We start from the raw sequence: 20,461 nt of genomic DNA on the forward strand, positions 1-20,461 counted from the left end.
CTGCAGAGGCTGCCTACGCAACGGGCCTGCAACATCGGCGAACTGCTGCCGCACCACTGGGTGCCAGCTATCTGACCGAACGCTCCGCCTCGGTCAATATGTGTTCCCTGGCTGCTTACGATTCACCGCACGCGATTGGGAATCTGTGTGCATGACGCGATTCTTAGTCCAGGCTTCGTCGTCTCTACAGGAGTTTCATTATCTGATGCGAATCGCAGCGGCCGGGACTTCGGCCACGACCTATCCGACGTTTTGCCGGCCTCGTTCAAGGAGGCCGGCACATGGCAGCAGGTACCGCTCAAAGCTTTCTTTGCGTGCTTGGGTCAAGAGGTGCCGCCTTGCAGTCGATCCCACTGCCAGATTGTGGTGCCCCAGTCGCCACCAACCGACGGCATCGTTTCGCCGTAGGCAAAGTGGCGTCGGGTGCCTCCTTTCGCCGGTGTGCGCCAGAAGCCTTCCTTGGGACAAGTTGAACCAGCCTCGCATCTGCCGGTAGCGAGTCGGAAGGACGGCTCACCGGCTGCATTTGGCTGATCTACCCTCAGCAGGGTCAACGTATCACCCGTTGCCTTCACGGCATTCCAAGCCGTCTCAACCAACTTGTTCGCCTCGACATACTCGCTAGGTGCGAACTCGCGCTCCGGTTCATAAGCCGCCTGCATGAGTTGCCCCTGCCTTGCGAATGCAAGGGCTGCTGTGCCCGGCCCATTCGCAGGCACCCAAACGCCAGTCCAAGGTACATCTTTGCCGGTCACACAGGTCAGGGTATGGTCCGGCGCGTACTCAGGTATCTCGTTCGGCCAACCCATCACGTTGTAGACGGAAGCCTCGTGGTTAGTCATGATGGTGTTGCTGACAATTCCAAGGTCTTCCGGTATTTCTGCTCGCCAATCCCCTGCCCCCTCCTTGTAGCGGTTCGTGCTGTACATCTGACTCATCGCGAGCGCTTTGGAAAACTTGCCAGCTATGCCATAGGCATCATTCAACAACTTCATGAACGCCTTTTCGCCTTCAGGCGAAAGCCAGCCCAAGTTGCTTTCCCGGAACCCTCGCGGAACGTCACTGAGCTGACTGACCCACTTCAACATGGGTTCGTGTTCTCCGCGCGCCAGGATTGCCCGGGCGTTGTCAAAGCTTGCAAGCAAACCCTCAATGACCGTCCCCCAAAACGGAATCGGCCGGTAGTCCGCCAAGATCGGGTTATTTGCGATCCCGTCACGAAGTGCCGTCAACGCTTCATTCAGCTTGTCCCTGGCGTGTGTGACGTAGGCCGGTGAAGTGATCACATACCAAAGGTGTGCTTCTCTGCTCAGATCGCGGTTCATGGCAAAGCTTTCGATGCGTTCGGAAGCCCGATCAGATCGTGCAGGCCGCTAAAGTCGTCGTAGCCAGCGCTGCAAAGTGACCTTCAGGCAGCTGCCTGGTCCGCGATTCGCGGGAGCGCAGCGACAAACCTACCAATGGGGTTGTCGAGAAGACCGGGGACGGTGGAATCGGGGGCTTGCTGCCCTACTCCTCACTCTACTCATCAGGAAACAACGTCCTGACGCTTCTTGTTAAGGAATCCACTTACCCGAACTCGGCATTCCATTTGCCACCTGCTAGTGCAATGTGATCCGGGCGCTGGGCAAGGCCGGTTGCTATGAGTCAGACTGGCGCTCATCCCACTGCCAGATAGTTGCGCCGTAGTCTCCCCCGACTTCGGGCATCAATTCGCCGAGTTGGAACCGTCGCCGGCTATCGGCCTTGGCGGGGGTCACCCACCAACCTTCACGCGGGCAAGGCCGCAGCGCTTCACAACGGGCCGCACCGCCCGCATGGTTCCAATCGGTGTCCGCTTTTTCCTCAGCCGGAGGAAGCGGCATCAATCTTCCACTCTGCACGACCGGATGCCATTGAGTCTCATTTAGTTGAAACTCGTCGATATCTTCGCCGTCGTCCGAAAGAAGAGCAACCTCATACGCCGGCTGCATGACTTGCAGCCCCTGCCGCGCAAAAACCAGAGCGGCGGTTCCCATTCCCGCCCCCGGGACCCACACGCCCGTCCAGGGCACAAGATCGCCCGTGCGACATATTTTGGTCCGATCCGCAACGTATTCCGGAATTTCCTTCGGCCGCCCAATGGTTTTGTACACCGACTCTTCGTAGTAACGAAGAATCTCGTTGCTCGGAATTCCCATGTCCCGTGGCAAATCCACACGCCATTGCGACGATCCGCTCCTATAGGCGGAGTCGCCGTACATCTTGCTCATAGTCACAGCACGCCAGAACGTATCAGCGATACTCGCGGCCGCGTCGATGATCTCCATGAAGGCATTGGCATTCAATCCCATCCACGATATGTTGCCTTCTGCTATCCCGCGGGGGATGCGACCCAGCCCCCCTTCAAACGCAATCATGCCGCTGTAGTCACCGGCCGCAAGCATCCTGCGCGCGTGTGGATACTGGATCAGCAAATCTTTGATGGCCTGCCCCCAGACAGGAACCGGTGCGTAATCGGCTGCATTTGGTGCGCGTGAGAGCGCCCTCATGAATAGGTCGTGCGCCTCTTGCAGCAGGCGTTGCGCATGATCCAAGTATTCAGCCGAGGTAATCGTGTACCAGAGGTTCGCTTCGCGGCTCAAATCTCTCTGCATGGTCATGGCGCTTTCAAGGGATTGGGTAGTCCAACCAATTCATGTTGGTCATCGAAGTCTTTAAACCCCCATCCTGTTTCGTGAGGACCCTCGATGCGGGGATCGTTGACCTTTACTCGCACTGCGTGGGCCTGATTGTCGCCGCTCGCCCTTTTTATCGCTCCCCCTTCAACCATGTCAGGGAATTGAACGTCCCGCTGCCAAGTGTCAGCCACCGCGCCCTTCAGCTGGTCGGGGCTGCCATCACGTTTGGCTGGATGCCAGACAATCTGCGAAAGCCCGCCCTCAAGAAAACCTTCGTTAATGTCCTTAGTTACGTCGTTCATGTACTGCATGGCGGTCGGACCCTCCCACACCGTAATGTCGCCGTCCCGAGCTTTGCTATACGTGAACTTAACGTAAGTTCCGTTCTGGTTCCAGTGAGGAAGGACCGCGAGCTGGCCACGCCACATCTCCCGAGCTTTGCTGATGTCTGCGTTCAGTTGTTTCCAGACAGCTTCGCTTACCCAACAGGTACTGAGTGAACCGCTGGTCGGATCTACCACCCGATAGATGCTCTCCCCATCCTGTAGTTTTCGCGCCTTCAAGCCGGCGGCAAAGCTTTTGATTTCATAGTCCGCCAGTTCCGGCGCACCATCGGCGATACCGTTCTTGTAGGCGGCTCTCGTTCTGAACTTGACCGGCGACAGCTGTTCAAACAAGATTGGCTTGGTCTTCTTTACCCAGTCCGGCGCATGTTGCGCGACGAGCCTCCGCCCCGCCTGTTCGGACAATGGCGCAATCCACCCCTTGTTCACCTGCTGCGTGTAGGCAATCCAATGGACTTCATCCAGCCTGTCCGCCAGGCGGAGCATTGCGGCGCGCAGCGGCTCCATGAAAGAGTCGACCATCTTGGCAAAGTTGCGCTGCACAAGAACGATCCCATCGAAGACCTGCTTGATCGTCGGAGCAACAGCATCTGGAAGGTGTCCCTGCAGCTTCACCAGAATCTTCTTAGTCGCCTCGGCGGCCGTGTTGAAGCCTTCCATCAACTTGGCCGGATCAACCTTTCCGAGAACCTTGCGCACCGTGTCTGCAGACCATTTGATGGCGTCAGGCACACCGATCTTGGTGAGCGCCTTCTGAACGGCCGGGTGCTGCAGATACTTGATGATTTCAGGCAGCGCTTCGTCAAACGCACGGTTCATGTGCGCCACCAGCTTGGATGCATTGGTGAAGTCGTCAGCACTCCTGATGAGCGGCCGCAGCTTGACGATGACGATTTTGACGATCCCCTTGCACACCGAGCCCAACTCGGGCACAAACCCCACCAGCGTCAGAACCAGAGAGAACCACGCCATTCCGCTGGTAGGCGCCCGTACGATTGCAATCAGGTTGGCTATCAGGTCGCGGATGTCCATGACCGTGTCGACGCCCGGCACTAAGCACACCGCTGTATCAAAGCCAACTTGGCCAATGCTGCGATTGGGGTTGAAGTCGCCTTGAATCGACTCCCACACCCAGTTCGCCTTTTGCTTGACGTCCATAGCCGCGCTGTTGGCGTTGTGTCGCCAACGATTGACGGCCTTGTAGATGTCGTCAAAGGAAAAACTCATGTCCTGCCCTTGGATCGGTTTTTGTTCGCGGCACGCCCTCAGCGGGTGAGATCCCATCCGCGGTTCGCACCCTCGGACGGCCCCTAGACCGCATTTCAGGTGAGGAAAGCGTCGATTGACTTCGCCAAATCCTCGATCGTGAAAGGCGATGGATCGTCCTCAATCGGCGGGTTTTCGTATACAAGCTCGTGCGGCCCGCCGGGAGGAACCGCGGCCTCATGGGCATAGCCGGCCTCGTCGAGCGTCCCGCTTCGCTTGCTGCCGTCCGCGAGCGTCAGCGTGTACCGGACGTTTGCCAGCGGCTCGCCCATCCAACCGTAGAGACCCAGGTCCAGCCAGTTCTCCAATTCATCCAGAGAACCTTGGGGCAAACCGCGAATTGCCGCCGCTACAGCGCCTCCGGCAAGGAACGCGTGAGTCCCACCCTGCTCCTGGTACGTCCCCGGCGTCGTGAAGGTGATGTCTGGCCCATTGAGTTCGAAGCCGGAGTCGGCCGCACCAAAGGTCAGCTTGTCCTTGGCATAGATGCGGATCTCGTCGTTGACACTGGAGATGGTGGCGCCTTGCTCGACCAGCAGTTGCAGGGCATCGGTGTGCGCTCTGATCGACACCGGGCCGCTGGCCGCATGGGCGGTGATGCCGCCTTCATGCGCGTACAGGCTGGCGCCCTGCCCGCTGACCTGTGCGTAGGTGTGCGCGGCGGTCTGGTGCATGTCGCCCTGCGTGACCAGGCTCAGCCCTTGGCCAGCGTACACCTGGGTGCTGGCGCCCGATGCGCCGAGCAAGGCGCTGGCGCTGTCCAGCACCACCAGGGGCTCGGCCAATGCCGGCACGGGCTGCCCTGGCGCGACGCGGTCATCAGCCGGCACGGTCGGCGGCTCGCCGCCTTCGCCACCGCTGGCATGGCGCCCGTCTTGTTCGGGGTCCATCCGTTTCAGGCTGCGCTGAACCGCCTGGTCGTCGGCATGGGCCACCAGGCCTTGCGCCCCCACCGCACCGGCGGCAGCGCTCAGGCGCTGGCCCAGGTCTCTGGCGGCGTTCAGGTGCGCCACCGACTCTTGAGCGTCCATCTGCGAGCCCTGGGCAGAGCCGTAGGTGCCGGGCCTGGCTTGGGTGCTGGCCAACAGGCCCTGGCCTGCTCGCACCGCGGCCCAGCCCTGGGTCAGCGCCTCGAACCCGCTGCCACGCCAACTGCCGCGCTGCGCTGAGTTCAGGCCTTGCTGGATCAGGTGACCCAAACCCAGCTCGCTGCCCCACTGCGCGTTGTGGATGCGCAATCGCAACTGGCCGCTCGCATCGTCGTGCACCCATTGGCTGCCAGGTTGGCTGCCACCGGAGTTGTCCAGCGCCTGGCTGCAAAGGCCGCTGATCGTGCCGGGGTGGTTGACGCCCGAGTCGACCCCCGCAGAGAACGGCGGAGGCACCGGCTCGCCATAGCTGGAGCCCACGATCACCGGCTGGTCGATGTCCCCCTGCGCAAAGCACACGGCCACCTCCGTGCCGATGCGCGGAGGCAATACCCAGCCCCAGTCCGACCCACCCACCGGAACGAGCATGCGCAGCCAGGCGCCACTTTGTTGGTTCCCCGGGGCATTGCCAGTGGCCGGCTCACCATTGCCGACAGCCGGCGTGTAGGCCAGCCCTGCACGGTTCGGCCGCTCGCCGCGCTGGAAATCGAACTGCACCTTCACGCGCAGGTTGCGCTCGGTGGTCAGCAGGCTTTGCTCCAGGCCTACGACCGTGGCGGGCAGCATCAGTGGCGCGAGAGAGCGTTCGGGCAGCGGCGGCACCACCGGCCGATCGGCGGGAACGGCCTCGAACTGGTGACGGTACTCACCAGCGCCCAACTCGGGCTTCCAGGCGTCGCCCGATTGCCCGATGAGGCCCAGGTGGTTGGTGGCCCAGTGCTCGACCGACAGCAGCGTCAAGGTGAGCGGCTCGGACATGCCCAAAGCTGCGGTTGGCCCGGCCCCATACGGGTGATCGGTGATGACCAACTGCGCGCCCGCCGCCAGGTGCCGCGCATTCCCGCTGCCGAAGTAGCGCAGCGAAGACAGTTCGCTGGCCGCCAGTGCCTGATCCGCAGACCGCTGCGCCTGTTCGGCGCTGTCGTGCGGGCGCGCGGATCCATCGTAGTGTTCCGGCTGAACGCCCGCGCCGGACACACCCACCTGGCCATGCAGTGCCGCGGCGTCCCAGTGTCCGACGGTGGCACTGGCCAGTGGCGCTTGAGTCTGGCGCAGCAGGTGGCTGACCGTACCCGTGGGCGCCGGCTGTTTCAGGTCGGGCCGCGGTTGCGTGAACCGAACGGGCCTCAGCGTCAAGCGCTGGCTGGCCCCATCGGTGATCACCATCACGTGGCGAGCCTGGGCCTCGGCCGCGCTGCCCGTGTCGAATTGGTCGTCAGGGTGTTCGAAGTGGAACACCAAGCCCTCTTCGGCCAAGAGCCGGTCCACAAACGCCAAATCGGTCTGCCGGTGCTGCAGGCACTGCGCGCGCACGCGCATCGCCGCGGCCGTGTTTGGCGATACGTCCACACGCCAGTTGGCATGGGGATACTCGGCCAACACCTCCTCGACGATCTGCAAGGCCGTCTTGTCCTGGTAGAGGTGCGAGTTCTGTCGCTCGCCCAGCTCGCTCAGCCAGGGCCGGCAGACGAGCCTGTAACCCGCCAACCCACCGTCGCTTCCAGCCTGCTGCGCTGCCACCACATAGGCATGCCACGCTCGATACGAGCCGTCTTCCTGGCGTAGCCGCACGGAAATCTGCTCACCGAGCAGCGCGCTGGTGTCCACGAAGGCTGAGGTGCTCAACACTTCGAGCGACAGCTCGAAGGGGCGGCTCAGCTCTTCGCGCACATGCAAAGTGTGAGGAACCAGCCAGGTGGCAGGCAGCGCGGTCCGAAGCTGCAGCAGCCGCTCATGCTCGGCGATGAGCGATTCGGGGCTCAGAGACTGGAGTGCGGCCTCAATGGCCCGCAGAACACTCTGTGCAGACATCGGTCAGGGCAAGGTGATGTTGACGTACGCCGACTGAGGGGCCAGTTTGACCACGCCGCTGTAGGGCGCCAACTGGGCGTCCGTGCTGCGCGCGAGTTGCGTCCGCAGCCCCAAGAAGGCCACGAGGCCCAGCAATGCGAACACGCTTCCCATCACCCACAGCGGCACTTCGCGTCGCAGCTTGTTGGCGATTTGGTCGGGCGGGGCCCAGTGGGGTGCGAACTCGGCGCGCTTGCCCTGGAGGTGAACGATTTCGTCACCCAGTCTCGCGGTGATGTAGCCCAGCTTCTCTGAGCCATCGAGCGCGTGCTGGCCCTCGAAGCCCAGCAGCAGGCACATGTGATAAACCTCGAGCGCCTGAATGTGCTTGGCGCCGCCGTGGCGGAGTTGCTCAAGGTACTCGAAGAAGCGCTCACCGGCAATGTGCTCGCCAAACAGCTCCAACTGCAGCGGCTTGCGCTCCCACGCATCACGGATGCTGAACTTCGACCGCAAAACCACTTCGTCCAGCAGCGCACAGAAGGCGAACTTCGATCGAAAAACGTCTTCTGCCGGCAAACCCAGCTTCTGAGCGCCGCGGTCGACGCGGCCGAGCAGGCGCTTGACGCGATCACGAAAGCTGTCGATGTCCATCGGCGCATGACCATTGCGCAGCAGGAACATCATGTAGAAGCCTTCGTAGAGCAGATCCAACAGGCTGCGCGGCTCTGACGCGACCGACGTGTCGCCTCGCTGCCCCATTCGAGCAGGCGGCGTGTCCAGGAGCGAAGGGGCGGCGGAAGAGTTGGTCATGTTGTGACAGAAAGAGGATGGAGCGCGTGCAAACCGTGTTGTGAGTGCCGAGGCACGTCAAGCACCGTCGTTCAGCGCAAACAACTCGATGTGCAGATCGGGGGTGCCAGCAGGCACGTAGATGGCAATCGACTGAGCTTGCAGCATTCGCTCGTACAGCTGCCCCCTCGGCTCGAGAGCAAAGTAGTACGAACCGGGCCTCACCGGTATGGCGGCCGGCACTTGCGCTGCGTGGGTGAGCTTCACCCCCGACATCGCCGACAAGACGAGTTTCTCGGTGTCGTCCGGCGCGCCGATCTTGAAGCGATGCGGCACCGTGTCCACCAGCTCGGCAGGTGGCAGCGACGCCTGAACGCCGAGATAGAAGCGGGTGTTGGCGTCGATCTTGTCCGAGTCCAGCCGGCCATGGTGGTACGACGGCTTGACTTCGTTCAGCGCGATGGCGAAGTAGCGGGTGGAGATGACGGTCTCAAGCAGGTCCCGAATGATCTGATCCAGGCGAGCGAATGCCGGGCCCGGCTCATCGTGGCTGTAGCGCGGAAGGTCAGACAAGCCATGAGACTTCGAAAATGTCATCAGCGCACCGGCCAACTCGAGCATGCGCTCGAACAAGCGTTCAGGATGCAGGAGCGGGTGATGGTGCAGATGTGACAGCCCTGCAAATGCACTGCTGGTGGTGTGCAGCAGCCAAAACGACGCAATGTCGCCCGACCGAAACTCGATCACATGCTTGGAGGGCTCGCGATGGTGCCCATACAGTGCATCGACTTTGGCCTGCAGCACGTCGAGCAATCGCCGCAGCATGGCTTGGAGAACCGGTGCCGCACCGATGGACGCCACCGGCGGCACGAAGCGATGGTCGAGTTCAAACGTGCCAGTCGCCTGCCGGCGCAAACGAAGCAGCGGAAGGCCGACTAGGTGGCCACGGGGTTCGCTGGCGGCGAGCAGCCGCGCGCTGCGGCGCAGTGTGGAGATCGCCCCGTCCGCAGCCCCGGTGAACCAGTCCGACGCGACTTCATCGTGCTGCACAAAACGCACGCCGCTGCCGCCCTCGGCAGAAAAGTTGGAACCCGAGTTGCGCAGCGGAGGAAGCGTCAGGTGGAACACGACGTCTGACTCGCCGGCCGGCACGTCGGCCAACGACACCGCCTCGGGCAGCTCGTCGTCTGCCGGGGCGTTGTACAGGTCGCCATCGGGAAAGATCGCTTTGATCTGGGTAACGCGCAGCACGCCTGAGGCGAGAGCCTCGGAATCAACCTGCAGGTTGCGCACACCCCAGGCGTAAGGATGCAGCGCCCGGGCGACATCCGCCAAGCGACCCTCGTGGTAGGCGTCTTGTCGTTGGAAATGCTGAGGCCTGAGGAACAGGCCTTCTCCCCACAGCAGCTTCGGGGCACGAATCATTGTTATTTCTCCCTGGCCGGCGCCGGTGGTCGGCACGCGCCACCTGCCTCTTTCGACAGGCGACGAGAGCTTACTTCACGCATACGCACCGAAACGACCGACCAGCACTGTTACCTAGGGGTTCCTGAACGAATCATGAGCAACGTACGCCCGCCAGGCGAAGCGCGTCCGGCGCAGCGCCCACCGGCTGGCCGGCGGCCACGCTGAGGGCACATGCGTGCACACCCAAGGTAAGCCCGGTTTGCGCCACGCTCTTGGTCTCGAAAACGAAGCGCCAGCGCTGCGGCGCAGGTGCTCTGAACATGGCAACGACAGCCACATAGGGCGCCTCGGGCGGCACTGTTTCGACCACCTCGAACTTCTGGCCCGGCGTGAGCACAACTTCCTTGACGTCCACCACATCGCGCGACCAGTCCGCTGACGCGGCCGCGCCATTGGGCGACCCGCGCGGGTCTTGCAGCCCATCGTAAGAAGCCTGCTCGAAAGCAGCACGATCCCGCAGTTTGTAAATCCTCGCAACAACCGAAAGCGAACGTCCATCGACCGTCGTGTTGAGCACTTCTCCGGCATGTAGCCGTATGGCAACTTTGCTCGGCGCAGCAGCCAGCTTCGATGCACTTTCTGATGATCCCGGAGCGGGCATCGTGGACGGCCGCTGCAGTCCCACCAGGTCCAACGCCTTGTCGACGGCGCCGCCACTTTGTGTGCTACCGCATCCGCTCAACAGCAGCATCGCCATCGACATCGAAGCAACGGCAGTCCACGATCGACCGCGGCCGATTAACCACACGGAGGTTATGGAGGTCATGTGAAGACGAAGGGATGAGGGCATACACAAGAAGTTGACGCACGGGCGCGCCTCGATCTCATCAAAGCTGCAGTCTCTGTGGAATTGCCGACAAATCACCCCCCTATTTGGGGGAGGCTGACAGCGCCAATTTGAGCGAGAAAGCCGGCATGATGTCGGCACTTGATAGATGACACAACTTTAGTACAGTGCTTCTCCTGAGTGTCCGCCTAACCAATCTGTTATGGGCAACTCACGAGCAGGACCAAGGCAGCGTTGCATCACTTTCGTTGCCTTTCAGGGAGTCAAAGAGAATGATGAGTGAGGGTATGTGCCCGATGGCACATCAAGTGGGTTCGCAGACTGATGAACCCACGCCAAGAATTACACCAACTGTCAGCCGCCCTTCCCGCGCCGCCCCCTTCATGCCAAGCTCGATGCGCATCAGCGTGGCTTCGGCAGCCGTCGCTGCCATGTTGGTCTTGAGCGGTTGCGTCACCAACCCGCCCGCCCCCGCAGAGCCAGCACCAGCGGTGACGTCACTTGAAGAGTGGCTGTCTCGCGGAGACACCGCACGCAAGGATGGGTTGACCGAAGCAGCCCGTAGCGCCTACCGCGATGGCGCCAAGGCCTACCCCACCGACAAGCAACCGTGGCTTCGGCTGGCCGACAGCTACTTCCAGGCCGGGGACTACGGCAATGCCGTGCTCGCCGCGCAAGAGGCCGCCCAGCGCGATCCGAAAGACAGCACGGCCCACAGCCTGCTGGCCGTCAGCGGGCTGCGCATCACCGCCGGCTCGCTGAACGCGCTGCGTGAGCAGTCGGGCTACCCGGTCGGATCACGTGAAGAGGCGCTCGACGTCACCCGCCGCTTGCGCGAAGCACTCGGCGACCCCACGTTGCTGACACCGGTGATGCAAGAGCCGGCGCCGTCTTCCCAGTCGGCACGCAAGCGTCCCGCGCCCAAGCCGACAACGCCGGCTGCAGGCAACAGCACCGCCGCCACGGCTCCCGCGGCAGCCCCTGCCGCGCCGGCCCCGGCAACTCCCACGGCCGCCAAGCCAGCCGCGCCGACACCGGCCGCCGCATCGCCCAAGCCCGCGGCAGCGGCGCCCGCGAGCGCCGCCAATCCTGCCCCCGCCTCCACGCCAGCCGCCAAACCCGCCGGCAACCCGCTGGACAAGTTGAAATAACCGTTGGGCCCGTTGAGTCCGATCGATTCCTCACACGCCAAGGAGTAGACCCACATGGCAAAAAAAGACAGCGTCCAGAAGCGTCTGGAGAAGGTGCGCCCTCCGCGCGTACAGCTCTCGTACGACGTGCAAGTCGGCGACGCGATTGAACAAAAGGAACTGCCGTTTGTCGTGGGCGTGCTGGGTGACTTCACCGGCCAGCAAGATCCGAACAACCCGGCACCCAAGCTGAAAGACCGGAAGTTCGTCAACGTCGACCTCGACAACTTCGATGATGTGATGCAAGGGATGTCGCCGAAGGCCACGTACCGCGTCGCGAACAAGCTCAGCCCGGAAGGCGGCGAATTCGCCGTGAACCTCGAGTTCAAGTCGATGGACGATTTCCGTCCGGAGTCGGTGGTCCAGCAGGTTGAGCCTTTGCGCAAGCTGCTGGAGGCGCGCACCAAGTTGTCGGACCTGCGTAACAAGCTGGCCGGCAATGAGAAGCTGGAAGACATCTTGGCTGACGTGCTGTCCAGCACCGAGAAGCTGACCCAGTTGCAGCAAGAGTCCAAGCCGAGCGAGGAGTAAGCCGCATGAACACCGCCGCCTCCACCGCCTCGCAAGCCGCCGCCACGACTGAGAGCGCCGGCCTGCTCGACCAGATCGTCGAGCAGAGCAAGGTCGCCCGGTCGCAAGCCGAGCACGCACGCGCGAAGGATGTCATCTCCGAACTCGTTCGCGAAGTGATGGCCGGCACGGTCGTCATCTCCGACAACCTCGGCGTCACCCTCGACGCCCGTCTGGCCGACCTCGACCGCATGATCTCCGAACAGCTCAGCGAGGTGATGCATCACGCTGAGTTCCAAAAGCTCGAATCCAGCTGGACTGGCCTGCACTACCTGTGCAAGCAGACGTCGACCGGCGCGGGCATGAAGATCCAGGTCCTCAATGCCACCAAGAAGGAGCTGATCAAAGACTTCAAGACCGCCATCGACTTCGACCAGAGTGCGCTGTTCAAGAAGGTCTACGAAGAAGAGTTCGGCACGTTCGGTGGCGCGCCCTTTGGCACGCTGATCGGCGACTTCGAACTGACCCGCCAGCCCGAGGACATGTACTTCGTCGAGCAGATGTCGCACGTGGCTGCGGCTGCGCACGCGCCCTTCATCTCGGCAGCTTCGCCGGAGTTGTTCGGACTGGACAGCTACACCGAGTTGGGCAAGCCGCGCGATCTCTCGAAGGTGTTCGACACCGTCGAGTACGCCAAGTGGCGCTCGTTCCGCGAGTCTGAAGATTCGCGCTACGTGGGCCTCGCCCTGCCCCGCTTCCTGGGCCGTCTGCCGTTCAATCCGAAAGACGGCACCACGGTCGAAGGCTTCAATTTTGTCGAAGACGTCGACGGCAGCGACCACAGCAAGTACCTCTGGGTCAACGCCGCCTATGCCATGGGCGCTCGCCTGACGGCGGCCTTCGAGAACTACGGTTGGTGCGCCGCAATCCGCGGTGTGGAAGGCGGCGGCCTGGTTGAAGACCTTCCCACCCACACATTCAAGACGGACGAAGGCGAAGTCGCGCTCAAGTGCCCGACCGAAATCGCCATCACCGACCGCCGCGAGAAAGAGCTGAGCGACCTCGGCTTCATGCCGCTCGTGCATTGCAAGAACACCGACTACGCGGCCTTCTTCGGGGCTCAATCGACCCAGAAGCCGAAGAAGTACGACAGCGACGCGGCCAACGCGAATGCGGTTCTGTCGGCCCAGCTGCAGTACATGTTCAGTGTCTGTCGCATCGCGCACTACCTGAAGGCCATGATGCGCGACAAGATCGGCAGCTTTGCATCCGCGGCCAACGTCGAGGAATTCCTCAACCGTTGGATCCGCCAGTATGTCGTCGAGGATGACAACGCCACCCAGGAGACCAAGGCCAGCTATCCCTTGCGGGAAGCCAACGTGCAAGTCTCCGAGGTGCCGGGTCGGCCTGGCGTCTATCGGGCCGTGTCGTTTATTCGGCCTCATTTCCAGCTCGACGAACTCTCGGTATCTCTGAGGCTTGTCGCAGAGCTGCCCCCGTCCCAAAAGGGATAACACCGCGAAAACTCTCTAAGGAGGTTATTAAGAAATGAAAGACATCTACGTCAAGTTCGAAGGCGCAGCTGAACTGCAAGGCGACAGCACCGATACCAAGCACGCCAACGAGATCGAAGTCACCTCGTTCAAGCACTTCGTGCGTCAGCCAAAGTCGTCCAGCGCCTCGAGCGCCGGCGCCCACACCGCCGAGCGCACCGAGCATGGCGAGATGCTGTTCACGAAGGACATTGATCGCGCTTCGTCGAAGCTGTTCCGCGCCGCCTCGGCCGGTACGGTGTACCCGAAGGTTCTGATCACGTTCTACCGTGCTTATGGCGGCAAGTCGGCCACGCAGACCTCGCAGTCGCGTGTCGACTACTACAAGATCGTGCTGGAAGACGTGACCGTGTCGTCCGTCGAAACCGTGATCGGCGAAGGCGAGCTGCCGGCCGAAACCTTCGGCCTGAAGTACGGCAAGATCACCTGGGAATACAAGCAGCACAAGATGGACGGTTCGTCCACGTCCACCGGCATCGCCGGCTGGGATCTGCGCAAGAACATCGCCGTCTGATTCCCATCGATGCCTTGCCCGTGACCGGGCATGGCCCGGCGGCAATTGCTCAACTCAATTGAGCGATCGCCCCCGCACCACGGGGCGGCCAGCAATGGCCGCCCTTTCTCACTCCTATCGTCCACGCGGCGCGAACGTGCCCCGATGAGCCCCCGATGAGTCACTACGCACCATCGTTGCTGGACAAACTACTGGGTGTCGAAGACCACGGGCCTGGCAAAGGCACCGCCATGCGCATGACGATGGACCAGGTCAAAGAGTCCGTTGCCCGTGACATCGAAGCGCTGCTCAATGCACACGCCTGCATGGATACGGATCACCTGGCCCCTTTTGCGTTGGCCTCGCGGTCAATCTTGACCCTGGGCTTGGTCGACATCACTTCCATGAGCATGGCCAGCGATCGTGACCGTGCCAGCGTCCGCGTGGCCATCAGCCGAACGCTGTCGCACCACGAGCCGCGTCTGCGTGATGTCGAAGTCGACGTGCGCGACACCGCGGCCGGTTCACCGCTGTGCTTCACCATTCGGGCGAAGCTCATCCTCAGCCCTGACGTTGAGCCCGTGGCGTTCGACGCGGTTCTCCATCCGGGCTCCAAGCGCTACGCGGTATCGCGCAGCGACCGGCGCGCGGCCCGCGCCCTGCAGCCCTGACGGGCGCACCCAGACCCAGCACGGTGACGCCTGCCCATGAACGAGCTTCTGCCCCATTACGAACGCGAGCTGGCTTTCCTGCGCGCCCAGGCGGACGATTTCGCACGCCAGTTCCCTCGCATTGCCGGCCGCCTGTCCGTCAGTGGCGAGGTCATGCAGGATCCACACGTAGAGCGCCTGATTCAGTCGTTCGCGCTGCTCACGTCACGCATTCACAAGCGACTCGCCGACGACTTCCCTCTGTTCACCGAGTCGTTCCTCGAGCTGCTGTATCCGCACTACCTGCGCCCTTTTCCCTCGTGCTCAATTGCTCAGTTTGATCTGGACGGTGCGTCGGGTCAGTTCAGCAGCGTGCAGCAGGTTGAGCGGGGAACGGCCCTGGCCAGCCGCGTCGTGCGCGGCGTGACCTGCAAGTTCACCACCACGCAGGCCCTCGAGTTGGCGCCCATCCAGCTGACGCAGGCGAGCTTCCGTGCGGCCATTCAGGTGCCGGAAGGCACGCGCGCGCCGCGCCAGGCCACGGCGATGCTGTCGGTCCACCTGAAGCTGGTGGCGGGCCAGGCCAAGTGGGCAGACCTGGGACTGAAGTTCGTTCGCGTCTATTTGGATGGCAGCCCGTCTCAGGTGACGGCGCTGCGTGAAACACTGATCGGCCGCACGCTGGGCACGATGGTGCAGACCACACCCCACGGGCCCTGGCTGGTGGACGCGGCCCGTCCACAACCGGTGGGGTTGGATGACGACCAGGCGCTTGTCGAGTTCGATGCCCGCTCGCACCCCGCTTACCGGCTGCTCACCGAATACTTTGCCTTTCCGGACAAGTTCAACTTCGTCGATCTGCCGCTGCCCGAGGCGGCGTTGCGCACAGCCGGCCGGACGCTGGTGCTGCACTTCCCGTTGGCGGGGCTCCGTGGCGACAGCGACGACGCCCGCCTGCTGGAAGTGACCGAGGCCCAACACCTGCAGCTGCACTGTGTGCCGGTGATCAATCTGTACGCGACGCCTGCCGAACCCATCCGCATCAGCCACGCCACCACCACCTACCCGGTGCTGCCTGATGCGCGGCACGCCTACGGGCACGAGGTCTATGCCATCGACAAGGTTTACTGCATTCGCCAGACAGCGGATGGCGAGTCCATCCACACTTTCGCGCCCTTCTACTCGTTGCAGCACCGAGATCTGCTGCAGCGGGGTGACAACGCAGGCTGCTACTGGTTCACCCAACGCGACAGCCTGACAGCCTCGCAAAGCCCCGGCTACGAGACCGAAATCGGCATCGTCGATGCGTCCTTCGATCCAGTACAACCCCAGGCTGAGACGCTGTCGATCCAGGTGCGCGCCACCAACCGCGACCTGCCCAGCCTCATGGGCATCGGCAACCCCGGCGGCGACCTTTTCATGAATGGTGGCGGGCCCTGGAACGCCATACGCCTGCTCCGCAAACCCACTCCCACCTACCGCTTTGAACGCGAGGGCGGTGCCCTGTGGCGGCTGATTTCGCACCTGTCGCTCAATCACCTGTCGCTGAGCGGTGGCGGCCTGGACGCGCTGAAAGAGATGCTGCGTCTGTACGACCTGCCTCGCAGCCCTGAGAACGCACGGATGCTGGACGGCTTGGTGTCGATCGAGTTCCTGCCCGCCAACGCCTGCCTGCCCGGCAACCCTTTCCCCACCTTCGTGCGCGGCACCGAGGTGCGCCTGACCGTCAATGAACAGCATTTCGTTGGCAGCGGCTTGCAGCTGTTCACCCAGGTGATGGATCGCTTCTTCGGTCTTTACGCCCACTTGAACAGCTTCACCCAGCTCAAGGTGCTGTCTGCCCGCACGCACGCCGTGCTCATCGACTGCCCGCGTCGCACTGGCGACCGCGCGTTGGTCTGACCACGTCGGCCACGCACGCCATGCGCCGCCTCAAAAGCCCCCTGAACGAGCTGTTGGGCTCGCCCCATCGGTTCGGGTTCCACCAGGCGGTGCGGCTGCTGACGCGCTGGATGCGCCGCTCGCCGACAGGGGCTTCGAAGGGCACCGTCGGAGCCGCCACCGACGTTGAACGTGCGGGAACCGATGCCGAAGATGAGCTGGCTCCAGCCAGCCACAACGGCCAGGCCGTCGCGCTTCGGTATCGCAACAACCTGTCGTTGTCGTTCCCGGCCAGTGAGATCGCGCAGCTAAGCGTGTCGCGCTCCGGCCAGGGGCAGGTGGAGCGCATCGAGATCACGCCGGCCTTCATGGGGCTGCTGGGCATCAACGGTGCGCTGCCCAGCTACTACACCGAACTCTTCGCGCACCGCGAGGAAGCCCCTCACCGCGACCCCTCCGCCCGCGCGTTCCTGGACATCTTTCAGCACCGTGCTGTCAGCCTGTTTCATGACGCCTGGCGCAAGCACCGGCTGGCACTGCAATACGAGCAAGACGGCGACAAGCGGTTCCTGCCGATGGCGCTCAGCATTGCCGGCATCGGGCAGGGCCCGCTGCAGCGGCGCCTGCAGGCACAGCGTGGGGGCGTTGCCGACCATACGCTCGCCTTCTACGCCGGAACGCTGCAGCAGCGGCACATCGGTGCCACGCAACTCCAGGGCATGCTGTCGCACTACTTTGGCGTGCCGGTGCAGGTCACCCAGTTCGTTGGACGCTGGTTCACTTTGGGCGAATCGAGCCGCACCCTGCTGGGCATGGCCAATGCCACGCTCGGCGCGGCCGCGGTGGTGGGCGAGCGCGTGTGGCAGCGCGACCTGCGTCTACGCATCACCATGGGGCCCTTGAGCCGCGCCGACCTCCAGCGCTTTCTTCCGGGCGCGCCCGGCGCGCTCGCCCTGCGCGAGTGGCTGACCCTGCTCACCGGCGTCAGCCTCGAGTACGAAGTGCGCCTGCAATTGAAGGCCCAGGCCGTCAGCACCGTGCAACTCGGCGGGGGGCCCGACACCGTCGAAGCCTGCGCCCGGCTCGGTTGGGACACCTTCATCCAGACCCGCCCCAGCCCCATCGATCGCAGCGAAGCCGGCTACGACATCCACGCCGTGCCCAGCTGACAGCCGCACACCACCATCGCATCAAAAGAACAACGCTCTTCGAACCTGTCATGACCACTCACCTGAAGACCCTCGTCTCCAAGCTCAACAACACGTGCCTCTCGGCGGCAGAGCGCGCAGCCTCCATCACCATGGCGCGGGGCCACTACGAGGTCGATCTGGAGCATCTGTTCCTTGCGCTGATCGAACAATCGCAAAGCGATTTAGCGGTGTTGTGCAAGCGGATGGAGGTGCCGGTGAGCGCCCTGCAGTCTGACCTGGAGCGCGAGATCGGCCAGTTCAAGAGCGGCAACACTCGCACCCCGGTGTTCAGCCCCCACTTGCCGGCGCTGTTTGAAAACGCGTGGCTGATCGCCAGCATTGAGGCCCATGACGCTCGCATTCGCAGTGGCCACTTGCTGCTGGCACTGTTGACCGAACCCAGCCTGTCGCAGCTGGCCTACCGCGGCAGCAAACTGTTCGCGAAGTTCCGCGCGGACGAGCTCAAGCACAGGCTGGATGACGTCACACGCGGCTCGGTCGAAGCCGCCGAAGCGGCTGCGCTGGCCACTGCCTCCGGCGGCGAGGCGAACGCCGCCGAAGAGCAAGCAACGCCGGCCGGTGGCGCAGCCACGCCCGCACTCGATCAGTTCACCACCAACCTCACTCAGCGTGCGCGCGATGGCAAGCTCGACCCCGTCATCGGCCGAGAGACCGAGATCCGCCAGACGATCGACATCCTGATGCGGCGACGTCAGAACAACCCCATCCTCACCGGCGAGGCTGGCGTTGGCAAGACCGCGGTGGTCGAGGGCCTGGCCCTTCGGATCGCCTCGGGTGATGTGCCCACGGCTCTGCAAGGCGTTCAGCTGCATGTGCTGGACATGGGCTTGCTGCAGGCCGGCGCGAGCGTGAAGGGTGAGTTTGAAAACCGCCTCAAGAACGTCATCGACGAGGTCAAGCGCAGCCCACACCCCATCGTGCTGTTCATCGATGAAGCCCACACGATGATCGGGGCCGGTGGACAAGCTGGGCAAAACGACGCGGCGAATCTGCTGAAGCCCGCGCTCGCACGGGGCGAGTTGCGCACCGTCGCCGCCACGACCTGGAGCGAATACAAGAAATACTTCGAGAAAGACGCCGCGCTGGCCCGTCGCTTCCAGGTGGTGAAGGTCGAAGAGCCCAGTGAGGCAGTGGCCGCAGCCATGCTGCGCGGGATGGCCCCTTTGATGGAAAAGCACTTCAAGGTGCGCATCCGCGACGAGGCCGTCACTGAAGCCGTTCGCCTGTCGGCGCGCTACATCACCGGCCGCCAGCTCCCCGACAAGGCCATCGGCGTGCTGGACACCGCCTGCGCTCAGGTGGCACTCGGCCAGAGTGCCACACCCGCAGCCATCGACGACCTCAGCAAGCGCCTGGAGCGGCTGGCGGCCGAGCGCATCGCGCTGGACCGGGACGCCGCCGCGCTGTCCGTGCACGGCAGCAACCATGCCGAACGGCTGAAGACACTGGCTGACGAGCAAGGCACGCTGGAAGGCCAGTTGGCCGCGTTGCGCGAACGCCATGGCCGCGAGCAGGCCATGGTCGACCGCGTCAAAGCCCTGCAGGCGCAGGCTGAGTCGGCCGCGGCAGCAACCACCGGTGGCGACGCTCACCCACCCGGCCCAGATGCCGCTGCGCTACGCACCGAGCTGCAAGCCACGCTGCATGAGCTGGCCAGCGTGCAGGCCGAGCAAACCTTGGTGCCGCTCGAAGTGGATGGCCAGGTGGTCGCCGGCATCGTCGCCGCGTGGACGGGCATCCCGCTTGGCAAGATGGTGAAGGACGATATTCAGAACGTCCTGCAGCTCAAACCCTCGCTGCAAGAGCGAGTGATCGGACAAGACCACGCCCTCGAAGCCATCGCGCAGCGCGTGCGCACCAGCCGCGCCAACCTCGAAGACCCGAACAAGCCCAAGGGCGTTTTCCTTTTCGTGGGCCCGTCCGGCGTGGGCAAGACTGAAACCGCGCTGGCGCTGGCCGACATCCTCTATGGCGGCGAAAAGAAGCTGGTCACGATCAACATGAGCGAGTACCAGGAGGCGCACTCGGTGTCCGGGCTCAAAGGCTCGCCCCCAGGCTATGTGGGTTACGGTGAAGGTGGGGTGCTCACCGAAGCCGTGCGACGCAACCCCTACTCGGTGGTGCTGCTGGACGAAGTCGAGAAGGCCCACCCCGACGTGCTGGAGCTGTTCTTCCAGGTCTTCGACAAGGGCGTGCTGGACGACGCCGAGGGCCGCGAGATCGACTTCCGCAACTGCCTCATCATCCTCACCAGCAACGTGGGCTCGTCGCAGATCATGCAGGCCTGCCTGAACAAGCCGGTCAGCGAGTACCCGCCGGCCGACGCACTGGCCGAGGCCCTGCGACCTGTGCTGTTCAAGAGCTTCAAGCCGGCGTTCCTGGGCCGCATGAAGGTGGTGCCGTACTACGCCATCGGCGACGATGCACTCGAACGCATCATCCGACTCAAACTCGATCGGATTGCCAAGCGCGTTATGGCGAACCACCAGGCGAAGTTCGAGTACGACAACAAGCTGGTGGAAGCGGTGCTCGCCCGATGCACCGAAGTCGATTCGGGTGCGCGCAATGTCGACCACATTCTCAATGGCACGTTACTGCCTGAGATCGCCCTGCAAGTGCTGCAGCGCATGGCCAGCGCGCAGGGCATCACCCGCATCAAGGCCAGCGCGGCCAAGAGCGGCGACTTCAAGTACACGGTGCAGTGAAGTAGCGCCCTTC

The 20,461-nt window shown here is 63.2% G+C and carries 15 protein-coding genes; 8 read left to right on the forward strand and 7 right to left on the reverse strand.

From position 1 onward, the window contains the following. Window positions 1–323: 323 nt before the first annotated feature. The 7 genes from AACH06_RS17025 to tssJ form a co-directional block, all read right to left on the reverse strand. Window positions 324–1,325: a hypothetical protein gene (locus AACH06_RS17025; RefSeq protein WP_341426949.1), complete on the reverse strand. Its 1,002-nt coding sequence runs from the start codon at window positions 1,323–1,325 to the stop codon at window positions 324–326. Window positions 1,326–1,640: 315 nt separating this feature from the next. Further along, the gene (locus AACH06_RS17030) at window positions 1,641–2,642 is read right to left on the reverse strand and encodes a hypothetical protein (RefSeq protein ID WP_341426950.1); all 1,002 of its coding nucleotides are present in this window, start codon (window positions 2,640–2,642) and stop codon (window positions 1,641–1,643) included. Then, entirely contained in the window at window positions 2,639–4,231 is a 1,593-nt protein-coding gene (locus AACH06_RS17035) for a hypothetical protein (protein WP_341426951.1), read from the reverse strand. Before AACH06_RS17035 ends, AACH06_RS17030 begins: the two co-directional genes overlap by 4 nt. Before the next feature lie 95 nt (window positions 4,232–4,326). Then, window positions 4,327–7,230, reverse strand: a complete 2,904-nt coding sequence (locus AACH06_RS17040; protein ID WP_341426952.1) for a type VI secretion system Vgr family protein — start codon at window positions 7,228–7,230, stop codon at window positions 4,327–4,329. Between the two features lie 3 nt (window positions 7,231–7,233). Further along, on the reverse strand, window positions 7,234–8,022 hold the full coding sequence (gene icmH / locus AACH06_RS17045) for a type IVB secretion system protein IcmH/DotU (RefSeq protein ID WP_341426953.1): 789 nt from the start codon (window positions 8,020–8,022) through the stop codon (window positions 7,234–7,236). Window positions 8,023–8,079: 57 nt separating this feature from the next. Beyond that, the gene (gene tssK, locus AACH06_RS17050) at window positions 8,080–9,426 is read right to left on the reverse strand and encodes a type VI secretion system baseplate subunit TssK (RefSeq protein ID WP_341426954.1); all 1,347 of its coding nucleotides are present in this window, start codon (window positions 9,424–9,426) and stop codon (window positions 8,080–8,082) included. A gap of 133 nt (window positions 9,427–9,559) precedes the next feature. After that, a complete protein-coding gene (tssJ, locus tag AACH06_RS17055; protein ID WP_341426955.1) occupies window positions 9,560–10,165 on the reverse strand; it encodes a type VI secretion system lipoprotein TssJ in 606 nt (201 codons plus the stop codon). Window positions 10,166–10,746: 581 nt separating this feature from the next. Here tssJ and AACH06_RS17060 point away from each other — a divergent pair. The 8 genes from AACH06_RS17060 (at window position 10,747) to tssH (ending at window position 20,448) form a co-directional block, all read left to right on the forward strand. After that, window positions 10,747–11,406 (forward strand): tetratricopeptide repeat protein, encoded by a 660-nt coding sequence (locus AACH06_RS17060; RefSeq protein ID WP_341426956.1) that lies wholly within the window; start codon window positions 10,747–10,749, stop codon window positions 11,404–11,406. A 54-nt stretch (window positions 11,407–11,460) separates the two neighbouring features. Further along, window positions 11,461–11,976: a type VI secretion system contractile sheath small subunit gene (tssB, locus tag AACH06_RS17065; protein WP_341426957.1), complete on the forward strand. Its 516-nt coding sequence runs from the start codon at window positions 11,461–11,463 to the stop codon at window positions 11,974–11,976. Window positions 11,977–11,981: 5 nt separating this feature from the next. Continuing rightward, window positions 11,982–13,469 carry a type VI secretion system contractile sheath large subunit gene (gene tssC / locus AACH06_RS17070; protein WP_341426958.1) on the forward strand — a complete coding sequence of 496 codons (1,488 nt, stop codon included), beginning with the start codon at window positions 11,982–11,984 and terminating at the stop codon, window positions 13,467–13,469. 34 nt (window positions 13,470–13,503) lie between these two features. After that, window positions 13,504–14,022, forward strand: coding sequence for an Hcp family type VI secretion system effector (locus AACH06_RS17075; protein WP_341426959.1), 519 nt, complete (start codon window positions 13,504–13,506; stop codon window positions 14,020–14,022). Window positions 14,023–14,177: 155 nt separating this feature from the next. Further along, window positions 14,178–14,672: a type VI secretion system baseplate subunit TssE gene (gene tssE / locus AACH06_RS17080; protein ID WP_341426960.1), complete on the forward strand. Its 495-nt coding sequence runs from the start codon at window positions 14,178–14,180 to the stop codon at window positions 14,670–14,672. A 36-nt stretch (window positions 14,673–14,708) separates the two neighbouring features. After that, window positions 14,709–16,553, forward strand: a complete 1,845-nt coding sequence (gene tssF / locus AACH06_RS17085; RefSeq protein WP_341426961.1) for a type VI secretion system baseplate subunit TssF — start codon at window positions 14,709–14,711, stop codon at window positions 16,551–16,553. Between the two features lie 20 nt (window positions 16,554–16,573). After that, window positions 16,574–17,701 (forward strand): type VI secretion system baseplate subunit TssG, encoded by a 1,128-nt coding sequence (gene tssG, locus AACH06_RS17090; protein ID WP_341426962.1) that lies wholly within the window; start codon window positions 16,574–16,576, stop codon window positions 17,699–17,701. Between the two features lie 50 nt (window positions 17,702–17,751). After that, the gene (tssH, locus tag AACH06_RS17095) at window positions 17,752–20,448 is read left to right on the forward strand and encodes a type VI secretion system ATPase TssH (RefSeq protein ID WP_341426963.1); all 2,697 of its coding nucleotides are present in this window, start codon (window positions 17,752–17,754) and stop codon (window positions 20,446–20,448) included. Window positions 20,449–20,461 lie beyond the last annotated feature (13 nt).

The sequence above is a fragment of the Ideonella lacteola genome, assembly GCF_038066555.1.
GTDB lineage: Bacteria > Pseudomonadota > Gammaproteobacteria > Burkholderiales > Burkholderiaceae_C > Ideonella > Ideonella lacteola.

Coding starts and splice junctions, on each gene's coding strand:
- AACH06_RS17025 (WP_341426949.1), bottom strand. CDS start 1,325: ATGAACCGCGATCTGAGCAGAGAAGCACACCTTTGGTATGTGATCACT.
- AACH06_RS17030 (WP_341426950.1), bottom strand. CDS start 2,642: ATGACCATGCAGAGAGATTTGAGCCGCGAAGCGAACCTCTGGTACACG.
- AACH06_RS17035 (WP_341426951.1), bottom strand. CDS start 4,231: ATGAGTTTTTCCTTTGACGACATCTACAAGGCCGTCAATCGTTGGCGA.
- AACH06_RS17040 (WP_341426952.1), bottom strand. CDS start 7,230: ATGTCTGCACAGAGTGTTCTGCGGGCCATTGAGGCCGCACTCCAGTCT.
- icmH (WP_341426953.1), bottom strand. CDS start 8,022: ATGACCAACTCTTCCGCCGCCCCTTCGCTCCTGGACACGCCGCCTGCT.
- tssK (WP_341426954.1), bottom strand. CDS start 9,426: ATGATTCGTGCCCCGAAGCTGCTGTGGGGAGAAGGCCTGTTCCTCAGG.
- tssJ (WP_341426955.1), bottom strand. CDS start 10,165: ATGGCGATGCTGCTGTTGAGCGGATGCGGTAGCACACAAAGTGGCGGC.
- tssB (WP_341426957.1), top strand. CDS start 11,461: ATGGCAAAAAAAGACAGCGTCCAGAAGCGTCTGGAGAAGGTGCGCCCT.
- tssC (WP_341426958.1), top strand. CDS start 11,982: ATGAACACCGCCGCCTCCACCGCCTCGCAAGCCGCCGCCACGACTGAG.
- AACH06_RS17075 (WP_341426959.1), top strand. CDS start 13,504: ATGAAAGACATCTACGTCAAGTTCGAAGGCGCAGCTGAACTGCAAGGC.
- tssE (WP_341426960.1), top strand. CDS start 14,178: ATGAGTCACTACGCACCATCGTTGCTGGACAAACTACTGGGTGTCGAA.
- tssF (WP_341426961.1), top strand. CDS start 14,709: ATGAACGAGCTTCTGCCCCATTACGAACGCGAGCTGGCTTTCCTGCGC.
- tssG (WP_341426962.1), top strand. CDS start 16,574: ATGCGCCGCCTCAAAAGCCCCCTGAACGAGCTGTTGGGCTCGCCCCAT.
- tssH (WP_341426963.1), top strand. CDS start 17,752: ATGACCACTCACCTGAAGACCCTCGTCTCCAAGCTCAACAACACGTGC.